General features: G+C 59.1%; 10 protein-coding genes. 3 read left to right on the forward strand and 7 right to left on the reverse strand.

Annotation, left to right across the window (positions count from 1 at the left end; genetic code table 11):
• Window positions 1-14: 14 nt before the first annotated feature.
• Both HUK73_RS16725 and HUK73_RS16730 read right to left on the reverse strand, forming a co-directional pair.
• A complete protein-coding gene (locus HUK73_RS16725; protein WP_176593157.1) occupies window positions 15-998 on the reverse strand; it encodes a FecR domain-containing protein in 984 nt (327 codons plus the stop codon).
• A gap of 8 nt (window positions 999-1,006) precedes the next feature.
• Complete coding sequence (locus HUK73_RS16730) at window positions 1,007-1,534, reverse strand: RNA polymerase sigma factor (RefSeq protein ID WP_176593158.1); 528 nt, start codon at window positions 1,532-1,534, stop codon at window positions 1,007-1,009.
• 244 nt (window positions 1,535-1,778) lie between these two features.
• On the opposite strand from HUK73_RS16730, the gene HUK73_RS16735 reads away from it, so the two are divergent.
• Complete coding sequence (locus HUK73_RS16735; RefSeq protein ID WP_176593159.1) at window positions 1,779-2,087, forward strand: hypothetical protein; 309 nt, start codon at window positions 1,779-1,781, stop codon at window positions 2,085-2,087.
• A 144-nt stretch (window positions 2,088-2,231) separates the two neighbouring features.
• On the forward strand, window positions 2,232-3,128 hold the full coding sequence (locus HUK73_RS16740; protein WP_176593160.1) for a HEPN domain-containing protein: 897 nt from the start codon (window positions 2,232-2,234) through the stop codon (window positions 3,126-3,128).
• Window positions 3,129-3,184: 56 nt separating this feature from the next.
• Here HUK73_RS16740 and HUK73_RS16745 read toward each other — a convergent pair whose 3' ends face one another.
• From HUK73_RS16745 to HUK73_RS16765, 5 genes are all read right to left on the reverse strand, one after another.
• Window positions 3,185-5,218 (reverse strand): M13 family metallopeptidase, encoded by a 2,034-nt coding sequence (locus tag HUK73_RS16745; protein ID WP_369805542.1) that lies wholly within the window; start codon window positions 5,216-5,218, stop codon window positions 3,185-3,187.
• A gap of 203 nt (window positions 5,219-5,421) precedes the next feature.
• Window positions 5,422-6,795, reverse strand: coding sequence for a Fic family protein (locus tag HUK73_RS16750; protein WP_176593161.1), 1,374 nt, complete (start codon window positions 6,793-6,795; stop codon window positions 5,422-5,424).
• Window positions 6,796-6,945: 150 nt separating this feature from the next.
• Window positions 6,946-7,086, reverse strand: coding sequence for a hypothetical protein (locus HUK73_RS16755; RefSeq protein WP_176593162.1), 141 nt, complete (start codon window positions 7,084-7,086; stop codon window positions 6,946-6,948).
• Between the two features lie 335 nt (window positions 7,087-7,421).
• On the reverse strand, window positions 7,422-8,651 hold the full coding sequence (locus HUK73_RS16760; RefSeq protein ID WP_176593163.1) for a hypothetical protein: 1,230 nt from the start codon (window positions 8,649-8,651) through the stop codon (window positions 7,422-7,424).
• A 341-nt stretch (window positions 8,652-8,992) separates the two neighbouring features.
• Window positions 8,993-10,669: an AIPR family protein gene (locus HUK73_RS16765; protein WP_176593164.1), complete on the reverse strand. Its 1,677-nt coding sequence runs from the start codon at window positions 10,667-10,669 to the stop codon at window positions 8,993-8,995.
• 504 nt (window positions 10,670-11,173) lie between these two features.
• Here HUK73_RS16765 and HUK73_RS16770 point away from each other — a divergent pair.
• On the forward strand, window positions 11,174-11,776 hold the full coding sequence (locus tag HUK73_RS16770; protein WP_176593165.1) for a PQQ-binding-like beta-propeller repeat protein: 603 nt from the start codon (window positions 11,174-11,176) through the stop codon (window positions 11,774-11,776).
• Window positions 11,777-11,820 lie beyond the last annotated feature (44 nt).

Genomic DNA, 11,820 nt, shown 5'->3' on the forward strand with positions numbered 1-11,820 from the left:
GTTAAATTTTTATGTCAGGAGCGCGCGGGGTCAAGCACCAGACGGATCGCACCATTGGGTTCAGGCTGGGCGCGCAGGGGATAAAGCGCGATCACCGCACGGATGAAGGCATCGCGATCGCCCACCGCAAATCCACCATTCACATGCTCTTCAGCAAATTCCGGCGCTTCCAGGATGATCGGCGCCTCACAATAGCGATTGACCTCGTCCACAGCGTCGGCGAGCGCACGGCCTTCAAAGAGAAGCCGACCGCTTGTCCAGGATGTGACCGCCTGGATGTTCCCGCGCTCCTTGGGACCAAGCCCGCCCTGTCCCGCCATCATCATGTCACCGGGCAGCAAATGGTCGCTGCATGCGTCCGTGGAGCAATCGGTGGAATCCACCCGCACCTTGCCTTCAATCAGCAGAATCCTGGCGTCGAACTGTTGGCGATCGATTTCGAAGCGTGTGCCGAGCGCGCGCACCGTTGCCGCGCCCGCATCGACATCGAACGGGCGGCTCTTGTCATGCGCGACATCGAACAGCGCGCGGCCACTGATCAGGGTCAGCCGACGGTGGCCATCAGTAAAACGGACGTCGACGGCGCTCGCGCTATCGAGATGAAGGGTCGACCCATCTTCCAGCCGCACAAGCCGCTGCTCACCGATGCCGGTTTCATAATGGACTGAAAGTGGCCAGAGGAAGAAGGCGCCCAGCGCGAGTGCCCCGGCAATGACCCCGCCTGCCAACCACAATAGCGGCCGCCTGCTACGTGTACGCGAGGCCGATTGCTCCAGGGTTTCCCCGACAAGTGTGGCGATATCGGGATCTTTTCCCAGCGCCTGCGCTGAGCGCCAATGCTGGTCGATCCGCTCATACGCGGCCGCATGGCGCGGGTCTTTCTTCCAGGCGAAGAACTCGTGGATCTCGCTCGTGTCCGCTACGGGCGAATTGAAGCGCGCAACCCAATGGGCCGCCTCCGCCTCTATCTTTTCTTCCTCTTCCCTGCCCATCGTCATCCTCGCCCTCAGTCAGAAAGCCATTGCGCACAATGTGCCAGTGCCTTGCACATCCGCCATTCCACGGTCTTGACCGAGATCCCGAGCCGTTTTGCAATATCCGCATTCGTCATGGGCGTGAACCGCGACAAAAGAAAGACGCTGCGCAGGTCCTGCGGCAAGGAGAGGATAGCCTGTTTGAGGTCCAGCAGATATTCTTGGTCGGCGCAGACCGGAATGTCCCAGGACGGATCGGGATCATTGGCCGCCACCGGCGCCGGGCGGATCTTGTTCCGTCGCATCTGGTCGCGGGCGAGATTGACGCCGATGCGCAAAAGCAGCGCGCGGGGATGGAGCTGCGTCGCTTCCTCGCTGTAGCGTGCGACCCGCATATAGGTGTCCTGCACCAGATCCTCCGCTTCCAGGCCCATGCCCGCAAACCGGCGTTGCAGTCTTCCCAGCAGCCAACCGGCATGACTGCGGTAAAGCCGCTCGATCATCCCATCTTGCCGCCTGTCCCCTGACAGCCACGGCCCTTTTCCTCGTTCGCCGGTCATGACCCGCGCCTTTCCTCGACATATGGCGGGCGCGCCGTCCCAAAGGGACGGCGAAGGAAAGGCTCCATGCCGGCGCGTCACGCAAAGGCGCGCGCTAGTGATCAGACACGTCAGTCGTATCGACGGAGCGGCGCCCGATCTCGGTACAGGGGTTTCCACGCCCCGCCACCGGCCTCCCGATGGCAGGCAGGAAAATCCCGCATCAGGACTCCGGCTGCAAGTGTTTGCAAAAAGGGGTCGGGTGTTGGAAATCCCTGTTGAGACCCGCTATTTGAACATCGCGCCGCTGCCGACCGACCAGGCCAAAAGCCCGCCGATCCCCCGGCCCATGGGACGCGCGTCCTGTTTCACGGCACCCGACATTGTCTCCATAGCGCAGCGGTCGCTGCTGTCTAACTTCGGTTCCCCAAAGGCGAAAAAAATATCCGCTTTCCGGTGGTTACGAAGAAAATTGCGCGTTTTACGAAAAATTGCTGCCGAGATTCGGCAATTTCTTTCGCAAATCGCGCAGCGAATCTTCGGACGCGAGAAGAGCGCCGCATTTTACGGTTGAGCATGATTCGCGAAGAGAACGGGGGCGAATGCTCGTGTTGGCGGGGCTGGCGACGCGCAGAGCCATGCCAATCCCCGTCCCGGCCTCATCGCGAGGTGCATATTTTTCTTGGCTTTTCCGCGCCGAGGAACGACTCTGGGCGCTATGAAGACCTCTCTTGATCATCTGCCTCCCCGCAAGCGTGCCGAACTGGAAGAGGTAGTCCGCATTCTCTTTGAGGAGTTCGAGGACGCACTGGCCGGGCGCAATGCGCCGCACCGAAAAGCGGGTAAGATATTGAAGGTGATCCTATTTGGCTCATACGCGCGCGGCGACTGGGTCGAGGATCCGGTTGGCGGCTATTTCTCGGACTATGACATCCTGGTGGTCGTGAACCACGAGGAACTGACCGATGCTGTGGAATATTGGACGCAGGCCGAAGATCATCTGATGCGGGCGCAGACGATCGTCAAAACGATCGACACCCCCGTCAACCCCATCTACCACAGCCTCACCGACATCAATGCGCAGCTCAAGAAGGGCCGGCCATTCTTCGTCGACATCGTTCGCGAGGGCATTGCGCTCTACGAAGCGCCAGATAATCCCTTCAAACAACCAATCAAGCTCCCGCCAGAAGAGGCACGAGAGGAAGCGCAAAAATCCTTCGACAAATGGTTTCCAGCCGCAGAGAGCCGGTTTGATGGCGCAAAATATCATATTTCGAAAGGCCATCTGAACGATGCTGCGTTCGACCTTCATCAAACTGCAGAACGGCTATATCATTGCGTTCTGTTAGTTCTAACACTGTATTCCCAAAAATCTCATAAGCTAAATTTCTTACGTTCTCAGTGTGAGGGACAGGACGCGCGGCTGATTGCCGCCTGGCCGCGCGATACCCGCTTCGCTCAGCGCTGTTTCGAACTGCTCCGCAGCGCCTATGTCAATGCGCGTTATTCCGATCATTACAAGATCAGCGTGGAAGAACTGGATTGGCTCTGCGAGCGCGTTAGCCATCTCCAGTCACTGGTGAAGGAAATCTGCGAGGAACGGCTCGCAGACTGATTGCGGCAACGCATCTGATCGGGCGGGGCTGGGTTTAGCCCAGCCCCGCCCGATCGTCACCAAATCCTGACGCGGTCTTCCGGCGGCAGGTACAGCCTGTCCGTCGGCTTCGCCTGAAACGCTGCGTACCATGCATCGAAGTTGCGCACCGTGGCGGCGCGATATTGCGCGGGAGAATGCGGGTCCGTGACGAGCCGCTGACGAGCAATCGCTTCCCGATATTTCATCCGCCAGACCTGCGCCCAGCCCAGGAAAAAACGCTGATCGCCCGTCGTGCCATTGATGACCGGGGCCGGCTTTCCGCCAAGCGAGGTGTGATAGGCGTCGAGCGCGACGGCCAAGCCAGCGAGATCGCCGATATTCTCGCCAAGAGTGAGGGCGCCTTTGACATGGCTGCCTGGGAAAGGCTCATAGTCATCGTACTGCCGGACCAACTGCTGGCTCAATTTCCTGAAAGCCGCGACGTCCGCTTCGGTCCACCATTGGGCTAGCTTGCCGGATTCGTCATATTTGGCGCCCTGATCATCGAAATGGTGACTGAGCTCATGACCGATGACCGCGCCAATGCCGCCATAGTTGATCGCCGGGTCGGCATGGGGATCGAAAAAAGGCGGTTGCAGTATCGCCGCGGGGAACACGATCTCGACCTTGCTGAAGCTGGCATAGGCGTTGATCTCCATGGGGGTCATGCCCCATTCCCACCGATAGATCGGCTTGCCGAGCTTTCCGACATTATAGTCGAATGCGAACTGATTGGCCCGGACTGCATTGCCGAACAGATCGTCGGGCTTGATCAATAGGCCGGTATAATCGCGCCATCTGTCAGGGTAGCCGATTTTCGCGGTGAACGCGGTGAGCTTTGCTTGCGCCCGGAGCTTGGCCGGCTCGCTCATCCACTTCAGACGATCAATGCGCCGGCCCATGGCGGCGATCACATTCTTCACCAACTGGTCCATCGCGGACTTGGTCTGCGGCGGGAAATATTGGGCGACATAGGTCTTGCCAACCTCCTCGCCAAGCGCACCCTTCATAAAATCGAAGCCCCGTTTCCAGCGCTCTGGCCGGGTCGGAGCACCGGTCAGCACCGTCCCGTAAAATGCGAAATCCTCCGCGCCGATTCGGTCGGGCAGAACATCAGCAAGGGCGTGAAGGCTGCGCACCAACAGTGCATCCTTGAGGACATCGAGCTGCGCATTGCCGATCACCGCTGCCTCGCCAACAATTACGCTAGGCTGGGCAACGATGAGGGCCGTGGCGTCGATCTTGTTCGCCGCGAAGAAGGCGCGAAAGTTGAAACCCGGTGCGGTCTTTATCAGTTCGACCAGGGTCATCTTATTGTAGATTTTCTCGACGTCCCGGCTGTCGACGCGCGACCAATGGGTTCTGGCGATCTCGGTTTCCAATCCCAGCAGAGCCTCTGCCCTGCCCCTCGCGTGGGTCTGCCCGGCCAGCGTCAGCATTTTCTCCAGGTACCTGACATAGGCCGTCCTGATCGCAGCCATCTTCTCGGACGGGTCCAGATAATAGTCACGATCCGGGAGCCCCAGACCGCCCTGGCTTAATTTCAGGATATAGCGATCGGGGTCCTTGTCATCCTGGCTGATGTAGATGCGGAAAGGTCCGGCAACTCCGGCGCGGCTTGCCTGAGCGGCGACCCTAGCATAGCTCTCCCTGTTTTTGATCGCCGCGATTTCCATGAGCCAGGGCTGGATCGGCGTCATCCCCTTTTCTTCGACGGCAGAGCTGGCCATGAAACTTGCGTACGCAGCGCCGATCTTGGTTGATGAATCTTTCGCGGCGGCTTCCAGAATGGCGCGGGTTCGCTCCCGCGACAGATCTTCCAGTATCGCGAACGCCCCGTAGCTGGATCGATCGGCAGGAACGTCTGTGGTCGCCGCCCAATGTCCGTTCGCATAGAGGTAGAAATCATCTCCCGGCCGTGCTTGTGGGTCCATGCCCTCGCCGTCGAAGCCGAACGCACCATAGGCCGGTCTGTTTGAAACTCCCTGTGCCTGCATCGGCCCAGGCGCCGCTGCCGAAAGTGCAAATGGAAGCGCGACCATCGTCACGCGACGTTTGTTCAGTACCATACGAGAATTCCCCTCTGCGAATGTGAGAGGACATTCCACGCGTTATATCGTGATGGCTCTCAGGGGCGAGCCGCCAGTCAAAAATTAGCCCGCTCGATCACACAACGCGGCATGCCTCAGCGATATGAACGAATTTATGGCACTCCCACCCTGGCGACCGCCGGCAAGCCATCAGATGATTGGCGCTTGAATGGTTCGAACGGTCAATTTTGCGCCCAGGCTGCTTGCCACCGTGCGAATTCAGACGGGCGCACCTGATAACGGGCAAAATTGCCTTCATGCAGGCCCAACAACTCCGTTTCCGCCACCTCGACAAACTGTTCCTGGTCTTCGGTCGGTATCTGATTGCTCACGAAGGACGTGAGATGCGTGCGCGCCGCCGGTCTGCCGCTCGCCTCACGAATGATATTCCGGATGATCTGGCGCAAAGTGTCGCGGTAGCGTAATCGGAATGGGTCAGGGTCGCCAAGGGACTGACGAACCGCTGCATAACGTGCGGCCGAGCGTTCATAGGCCCAGAGATAGACATCGCGTAACAGCGCAATATCGGTGCGTTCATAAACGCCCAGCGTTGCCGTGATGTATAGATCACCCGGCACATCGGTGAATGATAGTGGAGCAAGGTTAGCCCTGATCATCGGGATATTCGCGGCCAGACGCGAAACACGCTTGTTCACGTCATCAAAAGGCTGAAGATATGGCAGCTGCACCATGAAGAAGAACGATTGTTCGAACGGGTCGTTGATCGCTTCAGCCGTGGCCAGGAGCTGATCAAAGCATTCTTCGATCATCCCGGGCACTTCGAGCGGATGAAAGGTCGAGCCATCAATGCCAACAACGATATGCCGCAATCGCCCGACTGCAACGGGATCGGTCAACAGGTTGTTCGCAAGGAGCGCATGCAGGTTGAGAATGGTGTAGCGATTGAACCCGATATCGTCGGCCGCCGCGACCAGGAATTCAATGGCGTCCTTGTGATTGAGGATCATCTGGGCTTCGCGTTGGCCGTGGCCAGCAGCAGCCTCGCCAAAATCGAGCAGTCGCCGTGTGTCCAGCAGTGAATAGGTGTTTCCTTCGAGCCGGCTCGAATTCCACGCGAGGTCAATCAGCAGCCTGCTGAGGATCTGCTTGGCATAAGTACCTGCCGGAGCCGCCTCGACGCGCGGCTTTCCGAGACTTGCCAAATGCGCACGCTGCTCTTCCGTCAGATAGAATGTTTCGTTCGGGCGGTAACCGTCAAGGAAGGCACGAGCATATCCAACCGGTTTTCTTGCGGCCACGGGCTGGCGCACATAGGCCAGGAGCGCCTCTCCTTCTGGCGATAGCGGAACAATGTCGGTGATGACTGGTTCGGTGACGCTGCTGTGTTCCACAACATGATAGCGAGCCGTGCGCCCTTCGCCGCTCAAGCGCAATCGGCCGGTATCGACTAATGTCCGAAGGCGATATTGAAGGGTGCGGCGGGCGCCGGGCGTGGCAAGCGCTTGTGCGATCTGTGCAACCGAAGCTCCGCCGCCACGGCGCGCGACAATCGCCAGAATTTCATTGAGATCCGCCTCGGGTATCGGCCGCGCCATAATCACTCCTTAGTTGCGCGAAAACCTGAACCGCGCAACTAAACAAGTCAATGCGCAATTATTCCCCGTTTCGCGCAACTAAACTCATTTTTTTCGCAGATTCTTGCGCGAACCTCAACGCGCAAAATGCAGCATCAGTGAATTCGAACTTCACAGATAATCGAACGCGCCTTCCGCCACTCGAACGACCGCATCGATCCGGCCTTTTCGCAGCCACTCGATCGGCTCGACATCGCCCGTGTGCCGGTTCCCCCCGCGATGACCTGGTCGCAGGTCTGCGGACGCTGACATTTGAGCGTCGCTTATTGATCGCTTATAACATGGACGGGAAGGTCGTCACCATTCAGCGCGTCATCAACGCGTTTCGCGACCTGGCACCGATTCTTCAAAACTCCTGAAATGTGCAGCGGTCATCGCCGCGAGACATCCCCCGTGGCGCTGCATTCGGAATTGGCGCATGGTTACCGCTTCTGCCGTCGACCCTTTGCCGCCATTCAGCCGCCAAGTTTCCGTTCCCAGCTGCGGTCGGTCTGCTTCATCACTCTGCACGCCCAAGACTGGCCAGCAGGAGACTTTCCGGTCCAAGATATCATGGATCCTAAGCAGACGTTCGATATCGAGAAAATCTAGCTTTCTGTATCCACTAACGCGTCATCATCGAGTGGACGCCAACTATGAATGAATAATCGGGGATCGACCATACCGCCCCGCGAACCGCGGCTAAGTTCGGCTCTGACTTCTATTGGTCGGTCACGCGGGACATTGATTCCGGGGGCTACGCCGTTGACTAAGGCGGTCCCGCCCCAGTCTAATTTGAACTGCAGTCCGTCAACGTCTTCAGACAGCACGCCGGAATAGGTCGAAAGTTCGGGACCAGGCGCAGAAGACGAGATGGTTGCTGCTTCCTCTCGATCAAGCTCGCGCCAGTCGTAGATCTCGAGCTGCTCGCCGTCGGTCAACGAAGCTCTAACCTCGACGAGCGCACCCATCGGCACCCATCCGAGCGTATCGTCTGGCACGACAGGGGCATAGTGCGCGCCATCGGTGGTTTCGAAGGTGACGGCGCGTCCGTCATGAACCTCGATCATCCGTCCGACGAAGCTTCCTATCGGTCTGTCGCTGCGCGGCGCCCATCCTTCGATAGCGTAGGTCTGACCGTATTTTGCGAGCGGACCGCGCAGGCGGAAGTCAGCGACGCGGCCCTCGGGCGGTGTCTCGCGATCGTTATCGAGTTCAATATCGTGGCTGCCATCAACGGTGTAGACCTTTGGGACGCCGTCGTCGTGATCAAACAAGCCGACAACGTCGAGCTGAGGAGGCTCGTATTCGGTGGAAGGCAGAGGATCACTTGCAACAAGCTCAGGCGCATTTCCGGCTTGAGGCGAGCCCTCTGCAAAGTCGGACGAGAATTTTCCGGAAAAGGGTGCCGCTTTTTCCGTCGCGAGCGATTGTAACTTTTCGATTGCGGGCATGGCGTTGCGTTCGACGAGGAATTCTTCCTCCGAAGTCCGGAACCCACAGCGGGCCGCGCCGCTTTCGACGCAGGCCTTCGCAATTTCCGTGGCGAAGGAGCCGTCACTGTCGCCCTTTAGCATATCCGCGCCACTGAGTGCCAAGGCCGCAAGAGCGATCGCTGTGCCGGTTGCCGGGTCGCGGAGAATGACCATAAGACGGGCGCGGAAGCTGCCGCGACCGAGGTGGACGATCTCAGTCGCTTCGAGCTCTCCCTCCGCGAATTGTGATTGAATGAAGAGTACGAATTCTGTGCCCAGCGCAAGCGCCCGCTCTGCGCTTAGCCGGCCGTTGGTCTCAATGAAGAATTCGATCTCGGCGTTGGAAAAGGGCTGCATGATCATACTGTGCTAAAAATATCCCTGCGAGGTATTCATTTCCAACGCATAGGCCTACTTCAGTACGCTAAGAAAGTGGAATGTCTGCAGACCAAACAATAACGGTAGCTTGACCATTGCCTGCAGTAATGACCAATTTTGGGAAGCCTGTCCTTGTCCGAGAACGACGGCTCTGGGCGCGCGTTGCCGCCATCCCGCCGTCGACCATCTTCCGCCGTTCAGTGGTCAGGCGCGAATGGCCGAATATGCTGGGAACTGCCGTTCGCCTCAGGTGGAGGCGTCGGCAATGCCAACTTCCAGCTTGCGCCGTTAGCCAGCGTTACCGACGACAGACATGGCTCGACGGACTAGAGGAGGCTAAGTTGCTGGGGTTGCTCGTTGAGCGAGGCTCGAAACAGGTTCTGTTTCGTGGCCGCATTTCTGAAGAGGCGGTAGGTCGAGATATTCGGGCGGTCCTTGACGAACTCGGCCAACCGCCGCTCCGCCTCGGGGATTAGAGGGCTGACCTGGTCGAAATCGAAGATGTCGATGTTGGCGCGGTCCGCGAGTTTTCTGACTGCGAAGGCCAGATGATACAACCCCTCGACGATCCAAGCAGATTCGATTTCCTGCTCCGCGACCAGCTTTGATGCCCTACGCGCTTCCTGCAGCTTGGCGCGGCGATGCTTCTCGATCTCGGTGTAGAGGCTCCACACCGCTATCACGCGCTTCGCATCCATCTCAGAAGGATCGAAGACCAGCGGGAAATACTCTCCGAATATTCGATCCGAAGCCGTCTTCGCCTTATCAGGTTCAGCGCGGACGTAGGCTAACCAGACCTGCCCGAGCTTCAGGGCATCTATGCGTTTGCTTTCGTCGATCTTAGAATGCTGGTCGCGCTTTCGATCCAGATGCCACTCGTGCTTCAGCAGCGACGCCTCGAGGCGAACGAGTACGGGATCGTTCGATCTCAGGTCGCGGCTTCGTATCGGCGTCTGGCTGTTCGTTGCCTCGGCGACCTTCGCATAGAGGCTCTTGTCTTGCGTCTCAATAATGCGGACGAGAAGCCGAACGCGCTGCACGGAAGCGAAGCTGGTTCGCGATGCCTGGAAGAGCGCGTGCGAGGTCTGGCCACCGTTCACCACCTGAGGATTCAGGAGGCGCAATGGCGCATTCTTGAAGCCAGGCTGATAACTGAACCGTTCGCAGACAATCGTAATGCCATTGTTGAAATACCAGAACATTCCGGCTTCGTTGGACACGGCGGTATCGTAGATGCGCCGGTTTATGTCGTTCTGTTCACCAAGGTAGACGCGGACGTTCTCCTCAAACAGATCGGGGTCGAGCTGCGTCGGCTTGGTGGGATCTGTCAGCGCCGCGATAAATTCGTCGCCGCAGACCGTTCCGATGACAGCCCGCACGTTGCCGTCCGTGCGCTCATAAACCTGTTCCTCCACGATCCGGAGGTGGATCTCCCGCTCTGTCGCTGTCCGGTGGGAGACCGTGTCAGACAGGGAATCGAGATCGGCTTCGTGGAGCTGGAAGAACTTGAACCGAGCAAGCGATGATTCAAAGCGAGCCTTGTGGTCGGGGATGAGCCGCTCCCCATTGGAGCAAAGGTGGACTTCGACCTTGCACGCCCCCGAATTCACAAAGTCCCAGATGTCCAACACCTTCTGCCGCAGCAGCGGATTGCATGTGTCGAGAAAGCCGTCGACCTGTCCGAAGCAGTCCCCGATGAAGGCAAGGAGTTTGTCAATCTCAGTCGACGGGAAGTTGCGGTTGCTGCCGTTGAATTTGCTGTGGCACTTGAACTGGAAGAGATGGATCACACGGAGCCCGAAGCGCTCGTCGAGATAGACCGCGTCAACGCCCCTGTCCTCTCCTCCATCGGTGATCGAGCCCCTCGCCTCATCGAAGTCGATGCGTAGTAGTGATGTCACGCAGAGGAGGGAGAACGCTTCCCGCCGGGTTTCGAGATTGAGAGTCTTCTCAATCTGAGCGGCAGCCGCGTCTACGTTTCCCCAGTCAAGAAGTGTTGCCATGCAATACCTCTTGCCCTGTGGCCCCGCCCGTTTCAACCTTTCCGCCGATATAGTGCGTCAGCCGCCTCTACGGGCACCCCTGCACGGTGCCGAAAGTCGCCACCTTGCCATGCCGACCCGTTGTCGACCCGTTGTCGACCCTTTGTCGTCATTCCCGCGCGAATTCGCTATGCTCCAAAGCGGCCATTAAATTTGGCTCCTTTTCCCCGCGAGTCTGGCCGAAAGCGGAAGGTTGCCTTTTGCCGGATAGAAAGAAAGTTGGACGCTCAGATTCAGTAAAACCAACGTCGCTACAAGGATTGCTGGCAGGTTGAAAGCTGCCGCTGCTGTTCGGCCTGCTCTTCCTTCCTCAGCGCCTGAGCGACAGGCTGTCGCGACGGCCCGCGTTGACCGGCGCCGTGGCGATGAGCCTGCTCCCGGTGGGCGTCCTGACAATCATGCTCTGGCCCGAGACAAGCGCGCCATCACAGCTATCTGGACGGCACCAACTGAGCCGGCCCGACCGTGGACAAGCGCACGGGCCGGCTGATCGTCAATATGAGCCATGTGCCCAATTACACCCGTCTGATCCCGCGCAGGCAGGCCGACGCGATGGGCGTGGAACCGGTCTACCCCGGAGGCAAGGGAAATTTCGCCGTCATGGCGCAGATGGGCACGCCCTATGCCGCCGCCAGCAAGCCTTTCCTCTCGCCCTTGGGCGCTCCGTGCAACCAGCCGCCCTTCGGCCGGATCGCTTCCATCGACATCCGCACGGGCAAGTTGCTGTGGGCCAAGACGCTGGGCACGACGCGCGACGCAGGCCCCCGGGGCATCGCGTCCCACCTGCCGCTGCAGACGGGCATGCCCAATACGGGCGGCGCCATCTCGACCGCCGGAGGACTGACTTTCATCGGCGCGACGCAGGACCGGGCGATCCGCGCCTTCCAGAGCACAACAGGACGCCTGCTGTGGACCGCACGCCTGCCCGCTGGCGGACAGGCAATGCCGATGACCTACCTATCCGCGCGCAGCGGGCGGCAATTCGTCGTCATCTCGGCCGGAGGAAACAAGCTGCTGGGCAGTAAATTGGGCGATCAGATCGTCGCCTTTGCCCTCCCCAGCAAATAGGATGGCAGCCTGCCCGCCGCCGGTGAGGCGGCGGGCAGAAGGCT

The organism is Sphingobium sp. EM0848 (genome assembly GCF_013375555.1).
Lineage (GTDB): Bacteria > Pseudomonadota > Alphaproteobacteria > Sphingomonadales > Sphingomonadaceae > Sphingobium.